Annotated in this window: 16 protein-coding genes; 9 read left to right on the forward strand and 7 right to left on the reverse strand. The window is 70.6% G+C overall.

Annotation, left to right across the window (positions count from 1 at the left end; genetic code table 11):
* Positions 1–19 precede the first annotated feature (19 nt).
* The 7 genes from AC2CHE_RS20460 to AC2CHE_RS20490 all read right to left on the reverse strand — a co-directional run bounded on the left by AC2CHE_RS20460 (position 20) and on the right by AC2CHE_RS20490 (position 14,524).
* Positions 20–877, reverse strand: a complete 858-nt coding sequence (locus AC2CHE_RS20460) for a 3-hydroxyacyl-CoA dehydrogenase family protein (protein WP_484506492.1) — start codon at positions 875–877, stop codon at positions 20–22.
* Positions 874–4,347 (reverse strand): thioester reductase domain-containing protein, encoded by a 3,474-nt coding sequence (locus tag AC2CHE_RS20465; protein WP_484506493.1) that lies wholly within the window; start codon positions 4,345–4,347, stop codon positions 874–876. Before AC2CHE_RS20465 ends, AC2CHE_RS20460 begins: the two co-directional genes overlap by 4 nt.
* The gene (locus AC2CHE_RS20470; RefSeq protein WP_484506494.1) at positions 4,344–4,661 is read right to left on the reverse strand and encodes an acyl carrier protein; all 318 of its coding nucleotides are present in this window, start codon (positions 4,659–4,661) and stop codon (positions 4,344–4,346) included. The genes AC2CHE_RS20465 and AC2CHE_RS20470 overlap by 4 nt, the downstream gene beginning before the upstream one ends.
* Complete coding sequence (locus AC2CHE_RS20475; protein WP_484506495.1) at positions 4,658–9,301, reverse strand: amino acid adenylation domain-containing protein; 4,644 nt, start codon at positions 9,299–9,301, stop codon at positions 4,658–4,660. The genes AC2CHE_RS20470 and AC2CHE_RS20475 overlap by 4 nt, the downstream gene beginning before the upstream one ends.
* 13 nt (positions 9,302–9,314) lie before the next feature.
* Complete coding sequence (locus AC2CHE_RS20480) at positions 9,315–11,159, reverse strand: non-ribosomal peptide synthetase (protein ID WP_484506496.1); 1,845 nt, start codon at positions 11,157–11,159, stop codon at positions 9,315–9,317.
* Positions 11,160–11,174: 15 nt separating this feature from the next.
* Positions 11,175–13,442, reverse strand: a complete 2,268-nt coding sequence (locus tag AC2CHE_RS20485) for an FAD/NAD(P)-binding protein (protein WP_484506497.1) — start codon at positions 13,440–13,442, stop codon at positions 11,175–11,177.
* 740 nt (positions 13,443–14,182) lie between these two features.
* Positions 14,183–14,524: a hypothetical protein gene (locus AC2CHE_RS20490; RefSeq protein WP_484506498.1), complete on the reverse strand. Its 342-nt coding sequence runs from the start codon at positions 14,522–14,524 to the stop codon at positions 14,183–14,185.
* Between the two features lie 18 nt (positions 14,525–14,542).
* Between AC2CHE_RS20490 and AC2CHE_RS20495 the strand changes: the two genes are divergently transcribed.
* From AC2CHE_RS20495 to AC2CHE_RS20535, 9 genes are all read left to right on the forward strand, one after another.
* Positions 14,543–15,469: a TldD/PmbA family protein gene (locus AC2CHE_RS20495; protein WP_484506499.1), complete on the forward strand. Its 927-nt coding sequence runs from the start codon at positions 14,543–14,545 to the stop codon at positions 15,467–15,469.
* Positions 15,469–16,722 carry a metallopeptidase TldD-related protein gene (locus tag AC2CHE_RS20500; protein WP_484506500.1) on the forward strand — a complete coding sequence of 418 codons (1,254 nt, stop codon included), beginning with the start codon at positions 15,469–15,471 and terminating at the stop codon, positions 16,720–16,722. The genes AC2CHE_RS20495 and AC2CHE_RS20500 overlap by 1 nt, the downstream gene beginning before the upstream one ends.
* A 176-nt stretch (positions 16,723–16,898) precedes the next feature.
* Positions 16,899–17,843: an ABC transporter ATP-binding protein gene (locus AC2CHE_RS20505; RefSeq protein WP_484506501.1), complete on the forward strand. Its 945-nt coding sequence runs from the start codon at positions 16,899–16,901 to the stop codon at positions 17,841–17,843.
* Positions 17,840–18,589, forward strand: a complete 750-nt coding sequence (locus tag AC2CHE_RS20510; RefSeq protein ID WP_484506502.1) for an ABC transporter permease — start codon at positions 17,840–17,842, stop codon at positions 18,587–18,589. Before AC2CHE_RS20505 ends, AC2CHE_RS20510 begins: the two co-directional genes overlap by 4 nt.
* Positions 18,555–19,355 carry an ABC transporter permease gene (locus tag AC2CHE_RS20515; protein ID WP_484506503.1) on the forward strand — a complete coding sequence of 267 codons (801 nt, stop codon included), beginning with the start codon at positions 18,555–18,557 and terminating at the stop codon, positions 19,353–19,355. The genes AC2CHE_RS20510 and AC2CHE_RS20515 overlap by 35 nt, the downstream gene beginning before the upstream one ends.
* 23 nt (positions 19,356–19,378) lie before the next feature.
* Entirely contained in the window at positions 19,379–20,431 is a 1,053-nt protein-coding gene (locus AC2CHE_RS20520; protein ID WP_484506504.1) for a hypothetical protein, read from the forward strand.
* Positions 20,432–20,923: 492 nt separating this feature from the next.
* Positions 20,924–21,391, forward strand: coding sequence for an ATP-grasp domain-containing protein (locus AC2CHE_RS20525; protein WP_484506507.1), 468 nt, complete (start codon positions 20,924–20,926; stop codon positions 21,389–21,391).
* Positions 21,392–21,584: 193 nt separating this feature from the next.
* Complete coding sequence (locus AC2CHE_RS20530; protein WP_484506505.1) at positions 21,585–21,989, forward strand: hypothetical protein; 405 nt, start codon at positions 21,585–21,587, stop codon at positions 21,987–21,989.
* A gap of 332 nt (positions 21,990–22,321) precedes the next feature.
* Entirely contained in the window at positions 22,322–22,540 is a 219-nt protein-coding gene (locus AC2CHE_RS20535; RefSeq protein WP_484506506.1) for a nucleotidyl transferase AbiEii/AbiGii toxin family protein, read from the forward strand.
* The last annotated feature ends 519 nt before the right edge of the window (positions 22,541–23,059 follow it).

The following is a 23,059-nucleotide window of genomic DNA, read 5'->3' on the forward strand; positions in this document are numbered from 1 at the left end:
GGTAGGTGCCCGGATCCCCTCAGGACCCGTACGGATAGAAACCGCGGCCGGCCTTGCGCCCGAAGTCACCGGCGGCGACCTTGGCCAGCAGGAGCTCGCAGGGGTCGTACCCGGCGTCGCCCGTGCGCTTGTGGAGTACCCGGAGGCTGTCCACCACGTTGTCGAGGCCGATCAGGTCGGCGGTGGCCAACGGGCCGGTGGTGTGCCCGAGGCAGCCGCGGAACAGGGCGTCCACCTCTTCGTGGCCGGCGATGCCCTCCTGCACGATGCGGGCGGATTCGTTGATCATCCGCTGCAGGATGCGGTTGATGACGAAGCCGGGGCCGTCGCCGACCACGATGGCTTCACGGTCCAGCGCGGCGAGCAGCTGCAGGGTGCGGCCGAGGACGTCGTCGGTGCTGCGCGGTCCGCGAATGACCTCGACGGTACGGATCAGGTACGGCGGATTCATGAAGTGGGCGCCGACGACGTCCTCGGGACGGGCGCAGTACCCGGCAATCTCGTCGACCGGGATGCCGGACGTGTTGGTGATCACCGGGGTGCCCGGCTTCACCACCGCCGACACCTTGGCGAGTACGTCCGCCTTGACCTCGGGCAGCTCCACCACGGCCTCCACGACGGCCGTCGCAGCCGCCACCCTGGCGAGATCGGTGGTCACCACCAGGTTCGGGATCGCGATGTCGCGGGAGAGCTTGCCCAGCAGTTGGCCCTGACGGATGCGCATCCGCACGTCCTGCGCGGCGCGGGCGAGCACCGCCTCGTCCACGTCGACGAGAACCACCGGGGTGCCGTGGCCGAGGGCCAGGGCGGCGATACCCACGCCCATGACTCCGGCCCCCAGCACCGCCAGCGGCTCACTCTGGTGTCGTTGCGTCACAGTTCCTCACTCATCTCCGTTGGGGTGGACGCGATGCGGCCGTCGAGAAGGTCCAGATAGGCCGGGTCCTTACCGGCGAGATGGAGCAGGGCGCAGCGCAGCAACTCCCCGGTCGGCGCGGGGCTCTGCCCGGAGGCTGCCAGCCAGGAGCGCCACGCCTCGGCTTCCACCGCGGCCTCGCCGCTCTCGTGACCGGCGAGGTCGTACAGGGCCATGCTGGTCAGCACGTCGTTGCCGATGGCACGGGCCCGGTCGACGACCGCGGTGAGCCAGTCGGCCCGGCTCAGCGGCTCCGTCGGCAGCCCCGCCTGGCCGAGCAGGCCGAACAACCGCTGGGCGCTGTAGCCCTCCGGCGCGACGAGATGGAAGGCACGGCCGGCGGCGCCCGGGGTGAACAGGAAATCCACCACGGCGCGGGACACCAGGTCCACCGGGGCCATCGGCATCGGACGCTCGTCGAGCGGGTGCACCCCGGTGCTCACCCCCGAGGCCAGCATTCGCCACAGCATGTCCTTGGGGTTGCAGGCACCGGTGCGGGTGGAGCCGAGGATTAGCCCGGGCCGGAAGACCCGTACCCGCATGCCCTCGGACTCGGCGCGTTCCAGCAGCCGCTCGCAGACCCACTTGCCGACGCCGTAGCCGCCCTGGGCCGGGTCCAGCGGTTGGTCCCGGATCTCGAGGGTGCGGCCGTCGGCGCCGAGCGCCGGGCCGGTCGCGGCGAGCGACGAGACGAACCCGAAGTCGCGTACGCCGTGGCGCCGGGCCCAGCGCAGCAGGCCGAGGGTGGCCAGCACGTTCTCGCGGCGGAGTTCGCTGTACGGCTCCGTGAACACCACCTTGGCCGCGCAGTGCAGGACGTACCCGACCTGCTGGGCCAGTTCGCCGTCCCGGTAGTTCTCGCACACCTCTTCGAGGGTGTGCAGATCGCCCAGCACGATGTGGACCCGCCCCGGATCGGGGGCCGGCAGCGCGTACGAGTCCGCCGCCCGCCGCAGCCGCTCCCGGGCGTCCTCCTCGCTCGTGCCCCGAACCAGGCAGTACACGCGGCGTTCGGTGGTGTCCAGCAGCTGGTGCAGCAGGAAGGCGCCGAGGAAGCCGGTGGCCCCGGTGAGGAGCACGCCGGTGCCGGGCGCCCGGTGCGGGGCGGCCTCGCCCAGCGGCAGGGCGAGGTCGGCGTCAACGAGAGTGCCCTCACCGTCGGCGACCTGGTCGTCCTCCGCTGTGCCGGCTTCGCCGTCCTGGCCGGCGTCCACGAGGGCGGCCAGCCTGCGCACGGTGGCCTTGCTGCCGCCGGCCCGGTGCAGATTGACCAGGACCCCGAGGCGGGCGTGGATCTCCAGCCCCATGCGGACGGACAGCAGGGAGGTGCCACCGAGCGCCCCGAACTCGTCGTCCACGCCGATGGCGGAGGTGCCGAACAACTCCGCCCAGATGTCCAGCAGAGTGTCAACTGTCGCCGAGTCGGTACGGAGTCGCTCCACCGGCGCCGCCGCGAGACTGCTGGCCGGGGTGATGGCGATACGGTCCAGCGCCCAGTAGCGGCGCCGCTGGAACGGATAGGTGGGTAGCTCCAGCCGGCGGCCGCGGCCGCCCCGGGCGAGGTGCGCCCAGTCCACCTCGACACCGTGCAGCCAGGCCGCCGTTACCGCCTCGTCTAGGGCGTCGGGGGCGGGCGCGCCGTGCGCACCGAGCACGAGCACGGGCTGCCCGCCTCCGGCCTTCGCAGCGGGCGCCAGCTCCAGCACGTACGTGTCCGCGGACGCCTCGGCGGGCAGCGCGGGCACGACCTCGGTACGGGCGCCGAACGCCCGCACCAGGTGATCGAGGATCCGCGCGGGCACGGCCGGTTCTTCCGGCGCGATCAGCAGCATCCGGCGGGAGGCGGCCCGCACGGTCGTGGCGTGCGGAGGCCGGGGCAGGCGCAGGGCGGCCGCGAGTCGTTCCGGAGCCGCGGTCACGACCCGGCGCTGGGCGAAGGCGCGACGCCCGACCCGCAGGGTGTGTGCGACGTCGCCGGCGGGAGCGCCCGCGTCGAGGGTGTCGGCGATCGCCTTGGACAGCGCGTCCAGTTCGGTGCGGTTGCGCGCGGAGAGTACGAGGCGTACCAGGTCACCGGCCTCGGCGGCGGGACGGGTGGGCGCCGGTGGGGGAGCGAGGACGACGGCGGCGTTCGTACCTCCGAGGCCCATGGAGTTCACCAGCACGTGCCATCCGGTCTGGTCGCCGAGCGGGACCGCCTCGGTCGGGATGCGGAACGGGCTCTCGGCGAGCACCCCCGGGTCGCGCGGGTGCTCGAAGGACGGGTGCGGGGGCACCACACCGGTCCGGGCGACGTGGACGGCCTTGATGAATCCGGCGATGCCGGCCGCCCAGCCCGCGTGGCCGATGTTGGCCTTCACCGAGCCGATGGCGCACCCGCTCACGGTGGGTGGCGGGCTGCCGGCACTGGTGCTCGCGACGCGGAAGCCCTCGGTGAGGCCGCGGAGTTCTAGGCTGTCGCCGAGCTGGGTGCCGGAGCCGTGCGCCTCCACGTACCGCAGCGTGTGCGGCTCGGCGTCGGCCACGGCGAGCGCCCCGGCGACCACTCCGGCCAGCCCCGCCGCGCTGGGCGCGGTGAAGCCGGAGCGCATCGCGCCGTCATTGCCGATCGCGCTGCCGCGGATCACGGCGAGCACCGGGTCACCGTCGGTGAGTGCGTCGCCCAAGCGCCGGAGAACCACGGCGCCGACCCCGGCCCCGGCGGCGGTGCCGGTGGAGCGGGCGTCGAAGGGGCGGCACCGGCCGTCCTGGGACATCACGCCGCCGGGCGCGTAGGTGTAGCCGACCAGCGGGTCGCTGAGCGCCGCACCGCCGACGAGGGCGAGGTCGCATTCGCCGGAGAGCAGGCTCAGGACCGCCTGGTGCACCCCGGTGAGCGAGGAGGAGCAGGCCGTCTGCACCCCGACCGAGGGACCGCGCAGGCCCAGCTTGTACGCCACCCGGGAGGCGATGAAGTCGACGGTGCCGCCGAGCGTGAGGTCGAGGTCGTCGACGGCGGTCGCCAGGCCACCCTCCCGCAGCTTCGCCCCCTGCAGGGCAACGGTGTACGGGCTCGGCCCGCCGCTGGCGAACACGCCGACGACGGGACCGGTGCCCGTACCGGACGGCGCGTGTCCGGCGGACTCCAGAGCCTCCCAGCACACCTCGAGGAACAGCCGGTGGGCGGGATCGATCAGCTCGGCCTCGGCCGGTGAGTAGCCGAAGAACTCCCCGGCGAACATCTCCACGTCGGCCACGGTGGCCGCGACCGGCACGAACGCGGGGTCCTTGAGCTCGGCCTCGGACATGCCGGTGGCACGCAGCCGTTCCTCGCTCTGCTCGCGGGTGGACACCACGCCGGCGCCCAGGTTGTCCCAGAAGGTGGCGGGGTCGGGCCCGTCGGGAAAGCGGCAGCCGACGCCGACGACCGCGATGTCGGTGGCGCGGGTCATGCGAAATCCCCGGCAGTGCGCCCACCGCTGCGGCCGAGCAGCTGGGACCGGTCGCGGCCGCCCAATCCGGCGTCCACGACGACCCCGGCGTCCGGACGGTCGGCGAGCAGGCAGGCCTGGGTGCGGATGGTGGGGTGCTCGAAGAGGTCCTCAATGACGATCTCGCGTCCGGTGAGGTCCTCCAGGTGTTCCTGGAGAACCATGACGAGCAGGGAATGGCCGCCCGCGTCAAAGAAGTTGACGTCCACATCCTGGATCTCGGTGCCGAGCACCGTGCTCCAGATCCGGCGTACGTCCTCCATCGGGTCGGTCATGGCTGTGCTTCTCCCGTCTCCGGCCCCGCATGGGGCCGGTCGATGTGCGCGCTGGCCTCCGGACGCGGCGGCAGCACCGGAGCATCCGGATCCGCGGCCAGCCTTCCGGCGGCCGACACCAGAGCGCTCAGTAACGTTTCCGCGGTCGAGGCGTCGAACAGCGCGGTGGCGTAGGCCACCTCGAATTCGATGCACTCGTCGATGTCGCGGAGGGTGAGCTCGATTTCGTACTTGATCCGCAGTCCGGGCGGCGGAAGCTGCCGGGACTGCGCCGCGGGACCCAGGTCGGGCGCGACGGGCGGGTCCATCACCGCCGTGACCAGCACCGGTGTGACCGGCGGGCGGCCCAGGCCCCGCCCAGGGTCGAGTTCGGCGACGAGCGTCTCGAACGGGACGTCGGCGTACCGGTAGCCGGCCAGGCTCTCCTGCCGGACCCGGCCCAGCAGGCCGCGCCAGGTGGGGGAGTCCCGCAGGTCGACCCGCAGCAGCAAGGTCTTGATCAGCATGGCCACGGCCTCGGTCTCGGTTGCGGTGGCGCGGCCCACCCAGGGGTACGCGAACAGGAAGTCGCGCTGGTCTCCCATGGCGGCCAACACCGCGCCCAGCAGCGCGGACGCCGCCATCGAGGTGGTCGCGGACTCGGTGGCCAGCGCCGCGCGCAGGGCGGTGCTGGCCTCGACGGAGAGCCGGGCCGACCGGACGTCGGCGGTCGGGTCCTGCACCGTAGTCCGTTCCCGGTCGCGTGGCAGTGCGATGTCGACGGGCGCCCCGCGCAGCCGGGCGAGCAGGGCCGCCGCCCGCTCGGCGGTCCCGCCGGCCGTGGACCCGTGGTCGACCAGTTCCGCGGGGTGGACCGCGGCCGGCAGTACGGGTCGGCGGCCCGCCGCCAACGCCCGGTAGGCCTCGCCGATCTGCCGCATCAGCAGGTGTTGCGCCCAGCCGTCGATGACGATGTGATGGATCACCAGCACCAGCAGAACGCGCTGGTCCAGCGTGAGGACCTGGCCCCGGACGGGAGCCTCCTCGGCCAGGGCGAAGGGTGTCCAGCAGTATTCCGTGAGCCGTCGGGTCAGCTCCGCGCCGTCCGTACCGGACCAGTCGGCCACCGCGACCTCCGGCAGCCGGGCGTCCGTGGTGCACAGCACCTGCCGGCTCGCCCGATCCAGGCGGAAGCGCGAGCGCAGCGCGGGGTGGTGTCCGAGAACCTCGGCCACCGCGGCGGCGAGCACCTTCGGTTCCACCTCGCCGGTGAACTCCACCACGGTGGGCGCCAGGTAGGCGCTGCGCTGGCTGGCGATCCGGTCCAGGAACACCATGCGCTGCTGGATCGGCGTCGCCGGGTGCCGGCCGTCCTCGCCCGGTACGTAGTCCGTCTCCCCGCTTCGAGCAGCGGGTGCGTCACCGCGCGCCAGGGCGGCGTCGCGGAGCGCGGTGAGGCCGGCGACGCTCGGTCCTGCCAGGAAGTCCCCCAGGGTCAGGGCGATGCCGTCCTCGCGTTGCACGGCGGCCAGCATCTGTACCGCGAGCAGCGAGTGTCCGCCGAGCGCGAAGAAGTCGTCGTCGGGGCCGAGTAGGAGTTTCGTGGCGTCCGAACCACCGGGGCCGGTGCGTCCCTCGGTGCCGAGGACGCCGAGGAACCGGTCACTCGCCCAGCGGTACGCCGGGTCGCCGGCGCCGGATCGCCCTGCCCAGGGCAGCGGTTCGGCGCGGAGGGCGGCCAGCGCCCGGAAGTCGGTCTTGTCGTGTGCGGTCGTCGGCAGCGCGTCCACCGGGTAGACGGCGCTGGGTAGCACCACGGCCGGCAACCAGCGCAGCAGGGGACGGACCAGTTCCTCGTGGCCCGGCGTGGGGGTGGCGGGGTCGAGCACCACGTACGCGACCAGGCTCGCGGGGTCGCCCTCGGCGGTGACCGCGGCGGCCGACACCGACTCGTGCTGCTCCTCGAGCAGGGTGGCGACCTCGGCCGGCTCGATGCGGTTGCCGAGAATCTTGACCTGCTCGTCGGCGCGGCCCAGGTACTCCACCATGCCGTCCGCACGGACGACCGCCCGGTCGCCGGTGCGGTACATCCTCGCCCCGGGCTCGTCCGCCGGGGCGAACGGGTCGGTGCGGAAGGCCGCGGCGGTCAGGTCGGTCCGATTCAGGTAGCCGTCGGAAACACCGACGCCGGCGAGGTAGAGCTCGCCGGGCACCCCGATCGGAAGCTCCTCGCCGTCCGGTCCGAGCACATAGGCACGGGTGTTCCATACCGGCACGCCGATCGCGGGTGCCTGCGGGTCGGCCGGATCCACCGGGGCGGAAAGACTCGTGCACGACACCTCGGTCGGGCCGTAGACGTTGCGTATCGGCACGCCCCAACGGGCGTCGCACTGCGCCACCAGCGAGCGGGTCAGCTTCTCCCCGCCGAGGTAAAGCATCCGGAGGGTGCCGGCTCCGGGCGCGACCTGCGCGCCGTCGCGGTTTGCGTCCTCGACGTCGAGTACGGCGCGCAGCAGGCTGGGCGTCATGGCGGCCACGGTGGTGTCCCGCAGCAGCGCCAGCAACGACCGGCCGTCCCTGCGCTCCACGTCGTCGGCATAGACGAGTTCGGCGCCCGACACCAACGCCCGGAAGGTCTCGAAGGTCGCCGGGTCGAAGGACGTGCCGACCACACACAGCAACCGATCGGCCGGGCCCAGCCCCGAGTCCTCGGCCCACCACAGCACGGTGTTGGCCAGACCCCGGTGCGGCACCGGCACGCCCTTGGGACGGCCGGTGGTGCCGGAGGTGTAGATGACCACGGCGGTGTCCCCGCCGTCGGGTTCACTCGCCCGGCGCTCGCCGCTCGGTCCCCGGCGCAGCGCGCCGAGGTCCAGGACCCGGACGGCGGTATCGACCCGGCGGAGCAGCTCGGCCCCGGCCTCGTCGGCCAGTACGGTGTCCACGGCGAGGTCGTCGAAGATGTACTCCAGGCGTTCCACCGGAGCGTCCAGGCCCAGTGGCACGTAGGCCCGGCCCGCGCGGAGCACCCCGAGCCAGCCGGCTGCCAGGGCCGGTCCGCGGGCGGCCAGGACGGGTACGACACCCGCCACGGCGCCGGAGGAGTGCGTGGCCGCATGGACGGCGTCGGTGACGGCCCAGGACCAGTCGTCGAGTTCACCGCGGGTGACCCGGTTCGTACCCGCGGAGACGGCGACGGCCCCGGGGTTCTCGGCGAGCCGGGCGGCCAGCAGGCCGAGCAGGGAGCGGTCGGCGGGCGGCTCCGTACGGCCCAGGTCACGACGCTCGCCGACCATCACGCCGGGAACCGGTGTCGTCATGCGGCTCGACAGCGGCAGCGCGGCCAACCGGGTCTGCGGGTCCGCGATGGCCGCGTCCAGCAACGCCAGGAAGGCGTCGCGGAAGCGGGCGGCGGTCTGCGGGGAGCACAGTGCGAGGTCGTACTCGATGGTGCCGGTGACCCCGGTCGGCCGGTCCTCCAGAAGAAACAGCAGGTCGTAGCGGGCGGTGCCGGTGGGCAGCAACTCCGGCTGCTGCCAGCGACAGCGGTCCGCGGTCCGCGGCACCGGCATGTTCTGTACGCCGAACGCCACCTCGACCAGCGGGCCGCGCCCGGTGCCGCGCTTGGCGGCCGTTAGGGCGGTGAGCCGGTCGAAGGGAAGATCCTGGTGGGCCATGGCCCGGAAGGCCTCGGTGCGAACCTCGCGGCACAACTCCTCGAAGGTCTGCCCGGCGGCGGGCCGGCAGCGCAGCGGCACGGTGTTGACGAAGCAGCCGACCGCACCCTCCAGGCAGCGCTTCGGCCGGTTCGCCATGACCGTGCCGACGAGGAAGTCGGATGCGTCCGACCACCGGCGCAGCACCTCCTGGAAAGCCGCGAAGAGGACCACGAACGGGGTGGCCCGCAGGCGCGTGGCGAGGGCGGCGGTGCGCTCCCAGAGTCCGGCCGACACCGGAAATTCGAGGTGACCGCCCGGCCGGGCCTCGGCCCCGCGGGTGGCGGCACCGGGAAACAACGGTGAGTCGCCGGCTTCGGCCAGCTCCCCGGCCCGGACCGTGGCCCGGCTCTCCACGTCGCGCAGCGTCCAGGAGGCCCGCTCCCAGTGGGCGAAGTCGGCGTACTGGACGACCGGCTCCGGCGTCTCGTCGGCGGCGCCGGGTATCAGGGCGGCCTCGTATCCCTCGTGGAGATTATCGAGGAGGATGGCGAGCGACCAGCCGTCGAACGCGATGTGGTGCAGCGTGAGCAGCAGCGTATCGCCGTCGGGTGCGCCCTGCCACAGATCGCAGCGCAACGGCCGGCCCGTGGTCAGGTCGAAGGGCAGCCGGCCACGTGCGGCCAGTTCGGCCGGGCCGGGCCGGACGCCGGACCGGTGCACCGCGATCTCGGCGGGTCGCGGGGGGAGGACCAGCTGGAAGGGCCGGCCGTCGCGCAGCCGGTAGGCGGTCCGCAGCGCCTCGTGCCGGGTGATTACGCGCAGCAGGGCGTGGCGCAGGGCGGGCAGGTCGATTGCCTCGTTCCACCGCAACAGCAGCGGCACGTTGTAGGCCGCGGTGCCCGGGTGAGCCTGCTCGATGAACCAGAGGCTTTCCTGGGCGGAGGAAAGGGGTGCCTCGGTGGCGTTCCGCCGGATCAGTTCCATGCTGCGCGGTGCACGCATCGTTGCCTCTCCGTCAGTTCCGGACGGTCGCGGAGTGCCGTGCGGCTTCGGTCAGCTCGGCGAGGTCGGCGGCGATCAGGACGTCGGTGGGACCGAGGTCAGTCGATGCGCTCTCGTTGATGCGAGCCGCCAGCTGGATGGCCAGGATCGAATTGCCGCCCGCTTCGATGAAGTTGTCCTCGTCCCGTGCATCCGTGACGCCGAGAACCTCGCACCACAGGTGGCGGACCTGGGCGGTCAGCTGGTGCGACAAGTCGTCGTCCCGCGACGGCTGCGCCGCAGCGGTGGACGCGCCGGCGGCATCGTGCGCGGCCAGGGCGAGAAGCGCGCCGCGGTCGATCTTTCCCGTCGGCCCCAGCGGCAGCGAGTCCAGCAAGATCCACCGGGCCGGCAGCATGTAACCGGGCAACTCGGCAGCCAGTACGGCCTGCAGGAGGGCCGCGACCTCCGTGGGTGCGCCGGCATCGGCGACCGGAAGGACGAAGCCGACCAGGAGCGCCGAGGACCCCTCGCCGATCTTCTCCACGACGGCCACAGCGACCGGCCCGGCGGCGACGGCCGCCCGCTCGATCTCCTCCAGTTCCACCCGGAAGCCGCGGATCTTCACCTGACGGTCGAGCCGTCCGTAGATCTCTAGCGGCCCACCGGGCAGCCGGCGGACCACGTCTCCCGTCCGGTAGAACAAGCCCTGCCCCGGCCGGTCCGGCAGCACGGTGAACCGCGCGGCCGTCAGCTCCGGGCGACCGAGGTAGCCGAGCGCGACGCCGGGTCCACCGATGCACAGCTCGCCACGCTCGCCGTCCGCTACGGGCCGCAGATCGGGTCCCAGCACGCACAACTCGGTCTGCTGGATGGCGTCGCCGATCGGCACCCGCTCCACCGCGCTTAGCCCGGCAGTGGTGAGGTCGTGGAAGGTCGCGAAGGTCGTGGTCTCGGTCGGCCCGTAGACGTTGACCAGCCGGCCCGGTGCGCCCGCCGCCAACACTCGACGGGCCGCCTCGGGATTCAGCGCCTCCCCGCCGACCAGCAGCGTCGCCAGCGATCCCAGGGCGGCGGGACGCTCCTGGGCGACCATGTGGAACAGTGAGGTCGTCAGGAACATCGCTGCCACCCGCTCGGTGCGCAGCAACTCCAGCCAACCGTCCAACCCGGTGGCGGCTACGGCGGGCAGCACCACGATCGTGCCGCGGGCCGCCAGGGTGCCCCAGATCTCGAAGGTGGTGGCGTCGAAGGCCGGGTTCGCGGCGTTCGCCACGCGGGTTCCGGGTCCGAGGGCACAGTAGGTCGGGTCGGTCACCAGGCGGAGTACGGCGCGGTGCGGCACGACCACTGCTTTGGGCCGTCCGCTGGTGCCGGACGTGAAGTTCACGTACAACGGGTCCTCGCCGCCGGCGCCGCCGTCCTCGTGCACCGCATCCGATCCGGCCTCGACGTAAGGCACCTCGACCACGGGCAGTCCTGGAGCCAGTGCCGCGGCGCGGCCGCCGTCCTCCGGCGTGGTCACCACGCAGCGGGCGGCGGCGTCGATCAGTTGAGCGGCGGAGCGTTGCGCCGGCGCGCCGATGTCGAGCGGGAGGTAGAAGGCACCCGCCCGGGCTGCGGCCAGTACGGCGACCACGAGGTCCGCGCCGCGGCCCAGGGCGATGCCGCAGGCGTCACCGGGACGCAGCCCCGCGGCGGTCAGCCGGGCGGCGAGGATCCCCGCCAGGTTCCACAGCCGGCCATAGCTGAGCTCGCGGCTCGTGGCCGCCTCGCGTACCGCTGGAGCGCCCGGGTGTTGCCACGCGTGCTGCTCGATGAGGTTGTGCACTCCCGCAGGAGGGCCGGCCGGAGTGCTCGGACGTGTGGGGATGTCCATGGCGATGGCGTCTCTTCAGAGGTCGGCTACGGGGGCGGTCGGGCGCGCGGCCTCGACGGCTCCCATGCCGGCCTGGCTTTGGAAGTTGTGCAGCCAGCGGAGGACGAACCGCATGGCGTGGTGGTTGGCCGCCGGCTTCATCGCGCCGCCCTGGAAGAACTTCTGCCCCTCGATGGCGGGCCCGAGGACGCTGATGCGCCGGTCGACACTTCCGTCCGGGCGGATCACGCGGAAGTCGTCGGTGAGGTCGAGGCCACCGGGCTCGAAACCCTCACCCCCGTGTTGGTGGGGGTTGTGCCACTTGCGGATGAGTCCTCGGTGCAACAGGTTCGGGTAGAGCGGGGCGATGTCGGCCGAGGCGTCGAAGCTCGGCACCCGCGCGTCGACCAGAACGTCGATGCGGCGGGCGACTCCGGTCTGCGGGCTGGTGACGGTCAAGCCCTCGGGGCCGGCGTCGACGTAGGCGCCAGGGCCGGGAGAGATGTCGAGGATGCCGTGTTCGATGAGCGCCTGGATGCGGTCCATGACCTCCGGGACGGGTCCGTACGCCAGCCGGTTGTGCTGGCGGAGCCAGGTGCCGAGGAAGGTGCGGTGGGCGTCGGCATGCAGTCCACCGTCGTTGACGGCGTACACGATGACCGGTCGCAGGCCCCGCCAGACGCCGTCGGCGGCGGTCTTGGCGGGATTGGCGAAGACACCCTGCCGTGCCCACCGGTGGTCGGTGGTCATGAACTCCAGCATGGCTTTGCGGTACTGGTCCGGCGAGGTCCGGTCGCCGGCGACGATCGGTTCGAGAGTGCGCTGCCAGGAGAACAGGTTGCCGGAGGGCAGGACGCAGTGCTGGTACGGCGAGGACAGCGTGGCCACGAGCGCCGCCGTCGCGGTCGGATCGTCGAGCACGCCTTCCAACTGCTTGCGCTGCTCGGCCCCGAACACCACGTCCGCGTAGCGGCTCACCAGGTCCGCGAACGACCAGTCGCGCGGCTGCTCGACGAGTTCGGCGTACGAGACGTGGCCCAGCAGGAGGGACTCGACCGCCTGTGCGGCCGCGGAGGCGGCCTGCTGCAGCGGCGTCGTGAGCAAGGCGACGGAGTCCTGGGAAGGAAGGGTGCCCGCGCTCCGGTCGAGGAACTCCTCTCGCGCCGCGGCGGAGATCTCCGCAAGGTGCCGGCCGAAGTTCGACCCGAACAGCGTCGCGTAATAAAGCAGTGTCATCTCGGCGACGATGAGCGGGAAGAGATGGCGTTCGTAGTCGATCTGGCTCCGGGTCACGGTGCCGACGCGTACGGGTGCGCTGCCGAAGTTGTCCCGCAGCCGATCCACGGACCCGGTCGTGAGGAACACGCCCGCGTGCTTCTCCTTGATGCCGGAGTGGTTGAGCGGCCGAGCGAAGGCGAACATCCCGGATTCGCTGAAGGCCACAATGGACCGCGGCTCCCGCCCGGACGGCTCGTACCGCAGCGTGCCGTTCCCGGTGTCCACGAAGCGTCCGCCGCGCCCCTCGGTGAGGTGCAGGATGAGGTCAATGCCGGTGAGCATGGTGCCGGCGCAGCCGACCACCGTGTCGGGGCCGACAGTCTCGGCGGTGAGTCGCTCTTCGAGCGGGTACGCGCTCGGCAGGAACACGGCGCCGGGGATTCGTTCGGCGGCCTCGGCCCACCGCCGGGTCCGCGGGAATCGCGACGGGTCGTTGTGCGAATGGCCGGTGAGCAGCAGTACCTGGTCGACGTCGATCGTCCGAACGGCGCCATCGCCCCCATGACCTGGGGGCAGCGACATCACGCGAAGGCGTCCGGGCGTGTCCGTCGTGGAGAGATCCTCGATGTCGACGACCTCCCGGTGGTGCAGGGACACGGTCACCGAGGGGTGCGAGCGCAGCATCTGCACGTACGCCGAGAACTGTTCCCGTAACGCCAGTCCATGCAGGTAACGCTTGGGCCAGCTGTCGGGGGCGATGTCGAAGCGCGGGTCGTCGGTCTCGTCGAACTTGCGGCGGCACCACTCGTACAGGTTGGGGCGAGCGTGCTCGGGGAGCAGGGGCCCGGCCTCCTCGACGGTTTCGTCCGCACCGAAGGAGATGTGCCGCGCGACGCGATTGAGGAAGCTGGTGGGCGCCTGCCGTGGGCTGTGTACCCGCCCCGCCCCGAACTGACCGGTGCGTTCGAAGACGTGAACGTCGAGCTCGACGGGACCCTCATGAGCGGCGATCGAAGCGGCCAGGCGCTCCATCGTGTAGGTGCAGTAGGGGCCACCACCGACAATTGCCAGGCGCGTCAGGGCCACAACTCCCCCTATGATCCGCAGTTTCCTGCGCGAACTGTACGTTCGCTACTTCTCGGGGCGCTCGGAAGCAATGGCGGCGACCACCAGGGCTGCTGTGCGCCGGCCGGACATTCCACGAGGCGTTGTCGTGAGTACAGCACACCGCAGAACGGGCTCTGAGCTGAATCAATAGGCGTCTGCGACTGCTGCGGGCGCATGCAGTCACCGCCTCATGGGCATCTCCCCCGTTCACCAAAAATGGTCACAATGCGCTGAGGGAGATCAAGCTAAACCATGACGCCACTTTCCGCTACCCGGCTTTTCACAGGTTTGGCACAGTGACCGGCGCCCCGCCAGGAGCCCTGTCCGATTTAGTCCGATTTCTAGCGGTCACCGCCCGGCCTTCCGGTCCGAAGAACCGGACTTGCACGGGAAGGCGACGTTACAAATCGGGATACTCCGCCGCATATCTGGTTTTCACCCTTGGTGATGGAGATCATAAGTTTCGAGTTGCGGCGGCAGGGCAGGGTCGCTGCCTTGATCGGCCTTGGGGGCGGCTCGGCCAGTCGGAACTGTGAGGTGGCCTTTGGGTCGTGCGGCCGGCACTGCCGCGTGCCTCGTCGTTGCACGCCCGCTCTTCACAGTGGTCAATGCGGCCGGTGGGGGTGGCGCCCGACGCCGAACTGTGCAACAGTCTGGGCTCGCTCGGGAACGAACGGCGGGGGCCGGACTTGAAGCATCTAGATGATTCGACCGGAGAGTCACCGGAAGCAAATGGTTCTGATAACGGCAGCGCGATCTGGCATGACTTGTTCGCCGAGTCGGCGCTGGAAATCCGAGTTGACCTGATCGGCGCAAAGGCGCGGCTCCGGGTCCGCGAATCGCAGGGGTCGGCCGTACGCCAGCTGACTGCGGACAGCGAAACGTTCTCGTGCTCGACCGCCGGGGCCGGTGTCGACCGGGACGTGGCACGCGAAGAGTTGATCGCCCGCGTCGCGACCGACGGCCCCGCTGTCGGTGACCAACTCAGCGCATTCCTGGATGGCATGGACGCCGTCGCGGTCGCTTTCGAACGGGGCGTCCGTGCCGGTGGTGCCGATCACGGCCGTGGTGTGATCCGGATGCGCCAGCGGCGGTACGCGGTGTCCACGGCGGAGGGTCGCCAGTCGCGTGAGTCCGTGTTCCACCTGCACCTGGTGACCGACGCCTTCGTGGGCACGGTGAAGGGCACCGCGACACTGGCCCTGCTGCGTCCGGAGGAGCTGACCGCGGCGGCGGGCTACGAGCTGGGGCACGCGGCGGCAAGCCAAGCGGTCCGGCTCACCGAGGCGCGGCGCCCGGAGGGCGGCGTCACGAGCGTCGTCTTCGCGCCGAAGCCGGCGGGGATGCTCGTGCACGAGGCGGTCGGGCATGCGCTGGAGGGGGATGCCGCCGCGGCAGGGTCGCTGCTTTGGCGTACCCGCGGTGAGTCGTTCACCCATGCCGACCTGCACGTGATCGACGACGGTCGGGCGCCGGGCGCCTGGGAGCAGATCGACGCCGACGAGGAGGCGACCCCCCTGAGCGAGGCCGTGCTGGTCACCGGTGGACGGGTCGTGGAGGCGCTGACCGACCGGGCGAGTGCCGCGGCGCTCCGCCAGCGGATGACCGGGCACGCGCGCCGGGGCGACTTCACCCAGCGGCCGATGCCCCGGGTCCGGCACACCCTGGTACGGCCCGGTGAACACGATCCGGACGAGATCATCGGCGAGACGCCCGACGGCATCTGGATCCAGGCGCTGGACGGGGCGGAGGCGACCGCCCGCGACGGCGTGTTCACCCTGAACGTGCTGGAGGCGAGGCGGGTACGCGCCGGCAGGCTCGCCGAGGCACTCACCAGTTTCACCGTCTCCGGCCGGCTAGACGACTTCCGTACCCTCGACCGGATCGGCCACGACGCGACGCCGTACTACGCGTTGTGCGGCCGCGGCGCCAACTGGCTGCCGGTGTCGGGGGAGACACCGACGCTCAGACTTGCCGGCCTGGCCGTGCGGGCGCGAGGTCGGTAGTGCGGCGGATCCTCCATGAGCTGCTCGGCGATGTCGCCGCCAGCGCGTCGCCCGACGAATACCTGGAAATCTTCGCCCGGCGCGTGGAGAGCGCGGCGCTGGTCCACCGGGCGGAGCGCCCCGACGCCGTGCAGCGAACCGACGAGTGGGAGTTCGAGGTGCGGTCCAGCGCCGACGGGCGCACCGGCATGGCGTCGACCACCGTCGGCTCCGCCGACGGGCTGTTCCGGGCGCGCGACACGGCACGCCGGTTGCGGACCTGTGCCGATCCGGACGTCGAGGCCGGTGAGCAGGCGCCGCGGTGGGCGACAGGCGGACCCGCGTCCGCCGACCTGGCCGACCCTGCCGCGCTCCGTGCCGTCGTGCGACAGGCGCGGCGGCCCGGCGTGACGCCCACGGTCGTCCACAGTCTCACCACGATCAACCTGGTGAACTCCCTCGGTCAGCTGGTGCAGGACCAGCGCGGTGAGGCTCAGCTCCATCTGCGGGCGGCACCGCCCGGAGCCCAGGGCACCTGCGTCGCCCGCGCACTGAACGAACTCGACGTGTCCCAGGCGGTCGAGGAGCTGGCGCAGAGTCAGGCCCGCCTCGCCGGGGACCGGGCGGACATCACCAGCGTCGACTGGCTGCGGTTGTCGCCGCTGGCGACCGCTCAGTTGCTGAGTCACCTCGCGCCCGCCCTGTGCCGTCCCGGCGACGGCGACGGCGAGCCGATTCCGCCCGGCACCCCGGTGGGTTCGTCCGCGGTGACGATCGTGGACGACGGGACGCGGGCGGGAGGGCCGGCCGGCGGGCTGGTCGACGAGGAGGGTGCGGCCACCCGCCGCACCGACGTCGTCATGAACGGCGTCCTGCGCACGCAGCTCGGTGGACGGGGGGCGTGGAGCACTGGGAACGCCCGTCGCGCCGGCTGGCGGATGGCCATCACGGTCGCGCCCTGGAATCTGGCCGTACAGCCGACCACCGGGATGGTGGAGCACAGCGATGGTGTCGGCATGCATGTCGACCAGGTCACCGGAATCCGTCGTCGGGTCGTCGATCTGCGGTCGACGAAACTGCAACTCACGCTGCGCGGTGCGGCCACCGCCGACGGTCGCGCAATTGGGCGTCTTCACGCGACCGTCGGGGCGACCGGACAGAATTGGCTCACCAGCATATCTGAAATCGGCGGAGCTATTCGCTTTTACCGCGTAGGTGGTATGTTCGGTGGCGCTGAGTCGATCCTAAAAGGACTTCCACTGGAATTCGTATAGTTCCCCGGTCTCGGCTGCGGACCACGCAGTCGCTGTTCCCGACGTGGAAGGGAGGTGAATTTCCATGGAGATCATCGAGGAGGGCACCTTCGGCAACGAGTGACCGACGGACGTGGGGAGCCGTCCTTTGGGGGCGGCTCCCCACGTCACCGGAAGGAATGACGAAAGGGCGGTTAGTGGGCAACGCTATCGACGTCGAAGGATTGCGTCGGACGTTTGGCAGTGGCAATGACGCGGTGGTGGCGCTGTCGGATGTCTCCTTCACCGTGCCGACCGGTCAGATTCTCGCGCTTCTGGGCACCAACGGAGCGGGAAAGACGACTATTACCAAAATCCTTTCGACGCTACTTCTTCCGACTGCCGGCACCGCCCGCGTGCTGGGCTTGGACGTGACCCGTGATGAGCGGAAGGTGCGGGCCTGCACGTCGGTGGTCTTCGGCGGTGACCGTGGTCTGTACGATAACCTGAGCGCGCTTGACAACCTGCGGTACTTCGCCGTCTTGCAGGGCGTTCGCCGCGCCGGGCTGCGGCAACGTCTGACGGCGGCGTTGGAGGAGGTTGGCATCGCCCACGCCGCGAACCGGCGGGTGGAGACCTTCTCCAAAGGCATGCGTCAGCGCCTGCACATCGCCGCCGCGCTGATCTCCGAACCCCGTGTCCTGCTGCTCGACGAACCGACCGTGGGGCTGGACCCGGTGGAGTCCGAGCGGCTGCGCCAGGCGGTGGCCGCCCTGCGTGATCGGGCCGTGACCGTCCTGCTGACCAGTCACAACCTGCTCGACGTCGAGCGGCTCGCCGACCGCGTCATGGTGCTGGAGCATGGCCGCATCGCGCACGACATGTCGCTGGGCGAGTTCACCCGACTCGCCGGTCATGCGGCGGTGGTGGTGATACGCGGCACCGGCCCGGCACCCACCGGCGAAGCGCTGGTCGAGGTGGACGTCCTGCGCCAGACGGTCGAGGACGACCGGTGGGAGCTCCGCATCCGTGTTCACGACTGGGACGTGGGCGTGTTCTCCACGTTGTCGGCTCTCCTTAAGGGCGCCACGATCACCGACGTGCAGGTCGAGCAGGTGCGACTGGAGGACGCCTTCGCGGTGGTGGCCGGAGGAACGCGTTGAGCCTGTTCGTGATCCTGGAGGCCGCGCGCCTGCAGTTTGAGATCACTCGCCGGTATCCCATGATGATCGTGCTGAACATCATCCAGCCGGTGGCCTTCCTGCTCATCGTACTGCAGGGGACCGAGGGCCGGAGCGAGGTCTTCGTGGCCGAACGGCTGGTCGCGGTCGTCCTGACCTGCTTCTGGGGAAGCATCGTCTGGACCGCCGGCGGCATCCTGCGCCGGGACCGGATGTCCGGCACCCTGTCCCGCAGCCTGCTCAACACCCACGACGGCCGACTGGTCCTGGTGGGGCGGTCGGCGGGCGCGCTGGTCACCTCGCTGCTGACCCTCGTCGCCACCTGCGCGCTGGTCTTCCTGCTAACCGACGGCAACGCCGCGTTTCCGAGCGTGCCCCGGCTTGTGGCCGGCTTCGTCGGGGTCGCCGTCTCTGGGCTGGCACTCGGCTTGTTCCTCGCCTGCGCCCTCCTGCACACCCGGCACGGGATCGCGATCACCGCGGCGCTGATGTACCCGGTGTTCGTGCTCGGCGGGCTGCTCATCCCCGCGGAGCTCATCCCGTCGGGCCTGCGATGGATCTCCTGGTTGATGAGCCTCTCCTGGGCCCGGCTCTTCGTGATCTCGGGAGGCGTGGTCCCACTGCTGGGGTTGCTGTTCACGACCGCCGCTTACGCTGGCGCCGGCGTGTGGATCTTCCGTCGGACGCTCCAGCGTGCTCGTCAGGAAGGAACGCTCGATCTTGTCTGAGTTCCTGTGGCGGCTGCGAATGACCCATCGCATGGGCTGGACGGCGTTCTTCCGAGAGTTCCCGCCCTCGATCCTCGCATTCACCACCCTTCCCCGGGTGCTCATGCAGGTCGCCTTCTTCGTTCTCGTCGCCGGGGTCGCGGGCGGCGCGTCGGCCGAGGAGTTCGTCACCATCGGGGCGATCGCCACGACCATGTGCGTCTTCACCGTGACCTCGGTGTGCGAGGTGACCATCCTGGAAGCGGATTCGGGCACGTTCGGGCGGCATCTGCGGTCCGACCTCAATCCCCTGACCGCCTATTCCGTCCGAGCCGTCCCGCACGTGCTCGGCGCCGCGGCGATCGCTCTCGTGTCGATTCTGGTGATTCCCGTGGCGACCGGCCACGCCGGGCTGACCGACGATCTGCTCCGCGCGTTTCCGCTGTACGTCCTCATGGCCGTCTCCTGTTCCGCGGCGGGGCTCGCGATCGGCGTGATGTCCTCGCCGTCGGACAATTACATCCTCGCCAGCAACGTGCTCGGGTATCTGATCCTCATCGGCAGCGGGGCGATCATTCCGGCCGACCGGCTGGCGTACTTCGGTGACGTGACCTCGATCCTTCCAATGCGGCACGGGATCAATGCGACGCGAGCCCTACTCGCTGATCGGCCGTGGGTGCTGGAAGCGGGCATTGAGCTCGCCGTCGGGGGATTCTGGGCGTTGGTCGCCTGGCTGGCCGTGATTTATCAGATTCGTCGTGTGCGGGTTCACGGCATCGGCGCCTGAGACCAACGAGAAGGGCTGGACACATGAACTACCCGAAGGAACTCACTCCGGAACACATTGCCGCTTCGACCGAGCTCTACGAGGAGTTGCGGAAGAAGTACGACATCTCCATCGCCGTCGTGTCCGGCAGCCTGGCGTTCGGCCTGGGTCATGCCAACTCGGACATCGATTTCTACGTGCGTACGGTCGAGGACGTGCCGATCGAGGGGCCGGACGTCCACGTGTTCTCCGGATACTCGGTGCAGATCAATCTGGTCACCGGCGCGAAGCTCGCCAAAGCCATCGAGTGGGCGGGCGACGACAGTGACTTCACCAGCGTCAACCGCAAGATGCTGGACATCCAGGACGACGTCCGCAAGTTCGCGATCAGGCTGACCCGCGGGCACGTCATCCACGTCGACGAGGACGGCAAGCGGGCGCTCTCGCAGCTCGACCGGGACGTGATCCGGCGCCGGGTCATCACCCGGCAGGCCCGTGACACCGGCATCCACCTGGAGGACATCGCCGGCGCGCTGCAGTCCGATGACATCGACACCGCGTACTGGGCCGCCCGGATCGCCCTCACGCACGCCTGCGAGGCGGTGATGGCCGGTTGCGACGACGTGTACGTCGGCCGCAAGTTCCTGCTCCGGCGGCTGCGGCGGCTGCCCGCCCTCGAAGCGGTCATTCCGCAGATCCTCCACGCCTTCGACGTCCGGCTCGACGGACCGTCCACCGCTGAGGAGGACGGCTCCGACGTCGTCGCACGGATCGTCCGGTGCGCCGGGCTGTCCGCGTACCTGGCCAGCTCGGCCATCCTGCACGGCTGGGAGGGCAAGCTGTCGCCGCTGGAGCCGTACCGTATCGGCACGGAGGGTCCCGGGCGCGACCCGTTCCACTCGCTGATGCGCTTCGGTGATGGCATCGCGCTGACCGCCCCGGACAAGGGCTACCGGGTCGGGGAGGACGCGGCATGCCTCTGGCTGTCCCTGGACGGCACCCGGGCCCACACGAGCTTCGGCACGGCTGACTCGCCGACCAGCAAGGGCGTGCAGAAGCTGCTGGAGATCGGCGCCGCTCACGACGGCCGGTCCTGACCCCTACCGGTTCCTGCTGCGGGTGGCATGGCCCGCACGATCGTGCCACCCGGCCGGCGGCGTCCCGCCGCGGCGTCGTGCCCGCACGGGAAGCGGCCGCCGCCGACCGGTGAGGGCGGGGAACGCGCACGAGGACGCGCATGCACGTACCGCCAGCGACCGCGACCGGCCGCGCCCCGACGGTCGGTGCTGCCGCGGGCGGTCCGGCGGTCCGGCGACGGACAAACGGGTCAGGTCGCTGGGCCGGGCAATCACCGCTCGACCGCGAGCGGTCCGGACACCGGCGGCCCGGCCGGTGCCGACGGAGCACATTTACCACGCGCTGAATGACGCTGGCGCCTCGCTGACCGGCGATTACATTGGCGCCAGGGAGGCGTGCTGCGCATTCCAACCCGAGGCTCGGCCCGTGGTCACAGGCTGATGACCTGCGGCTCCTCGCGAGCGGCTCGAGAAGCCGGTTTGACGGTCGCGGTGGTGGACCACGATGCCTGAATCGCGTTTGGCCGCGGTCCGGTCATGGTGCGGGACTACGTCAAGTCGATGAAGCACTACTGGGACGAGGCGGCGCTCATTCCGGACGTGGCGGATGGTGAGGCAGCGTGGAAGGTCGCCTGCCGGCTGCGGAAACTACGGGACGACGACTTCGTCGGCGGATTCGTGTTGCGCGAGTTCGAGTCGTTCACTGGGGCCGAGGCGCGGACCTGGTGGCGGGACGACCGGTGTGTGCTGGTCGGGCCGCACCCGGACACCCCGTACGACCGCCCGCCGACGGAGGTCGATGCGAATGTGTTCGCCCCGCTGGTTAAGGCGTTGGAACTGCCGTTCATGACGGTGGACCTCGTTCTGCGCGCTGACGGTGTCTGGCGGGTGGTCGAGATCGGCGACAGGCAAGTCAGCGATCGGCCCGCCAGCATTGAGGCAGCGGCGTTCGTTGCCGCGCTGACCGAAGAACCAGCTTGATTGACATCAGTTGATTTCGGTCGGATGCGGGCAGGGCGCCGGGCGGCATGTCCCAGGGGAGCGGATGCGGTTGGATGGCCCGGTGAAGTCGTGGGATGAGTGGCTGGCGAGTCTGCCGGCTGAGGACGCGGCTCGTGCGGTGTAGTTGCGTGAGCGACTGGAGGCGGTGGGCTGCCCGGACGCGGATCTGTGGGTGAGGCCCCAGCTCGATGGCGGCATCCCGCAGGCGGCCAGGTACCGGTTCCTTAGCTCACTGTGGCCGCGGATAATCGACTCCTGGCGGGAGGGAATCGAATCCCTGCCGGCGGCGCAGCTGCTACGACGCCGAGGCGTCGACCGCGACGACTTGGTCCGGTTCGCCCGTGCGGTCGCCTACGAGACGGTGTTCGCGTTGCTGTACCACCTCGCGGACGACGAGCCGAGTCAAGCGGTGGAGCGGCTTCCCGGGTGGCGCCTGTTCGAGGTCGACGATGAGAGCCGACTCTCGGGACGCACTCTGGACAGCCTGTTCGAAGATTTACTGGCCATGGATCCGTCCGGGCTGGAGGGGGCTGACGCCCTGCCTCCGTCGCCAGGGCGGCAGAACCAGTTGACCTGACCGTCATCGCAGAAGGGGCGGGAGCGGAACTGGAGCGATCTTCGGCGGTTCCTGTTGGTGGCAGCAACGGCTGACCAGCCTTGAGGCTTCCGTGGCGGTCGGCAGCGTTCCGAAGCTGGCCGACCACTACGATGTGTCGCATCAAATCGCCCGCGGTTGGATCAAGTTACTGCGTACGGGAGGCGCCGTGCCGGACCGGTGGTCGAAACGGCGAATGTAAGCAGCGTCGAACGTGAGCCCTGAAGCAGTCAGACAACGCCTACCGCGCCCGCGAACCAGTGTTCTCCGATCCCGGTGCGGGTCAACGGTGGCGCGCCGCCCGTTGTGCTGCCATGCGACACCTGGTCACCGTCATCGCTGACACGCCCTGGGCGGAGCATCTGGTCCTGCATGGCAGCGTCACGATGTCCGCGTGGTTCGGAGCCGCCGCGCGGGAGCCCGGTGATGTCGACTTCGTCGTGACGCCCGTGAGCAGGGCACGGATCATGTACGACGTGGGGACCGTGAGCCTGCTCGCCGCACTGGTGGCACTACAATACTGGCCGTCCTAGCACGCGGCCACGTTCCTCGTGGTCGCGGCCAGCCTCGCTCTCGAGTTGATCTGGGTAGCCGGCGGTCGCCTTCACCGTCCACCGAGCTGGCTCCTGCGTCCTATCGGGACGTACCAGCGGACCCGCAGCCGGAAGCTCCTGGGCCTCGCCTTGGCGGCGAGCCTGCGGGTGGGCCAGTAACTTCGTCAACCGTGAATGCCGCCGGCGGTGTGTGGGTCTGTCGAACGAACGGTGCAACCAAGCTCGTTGAGGGTTGCTTCGGCCTGCCGGTAGGCGTCCTTCGAAGCGCTCGTCACCGTCGGTTCCCACCGTCGGGTCGCTCGCGGCGTGCCGCTTGGAGCGGGCATCCCTGTATCAAAACAGACCGTCCTGCTGAATTTTGTCGGTCGGTGTGGGGCGGGGATCGGGCAGGGCTATTGCGTAGTCGGTTGAAGGGTGTTTGAGCTGGGGTTTTGGGTGGGGAGTCCGCGAGGTAGGGGTCCATGTAGGACGGGTGCGACCCGTTGGTGATCATGGAGT

The organism is Micromonospora sp. ATLC16 (assembly GCF_057196645.1).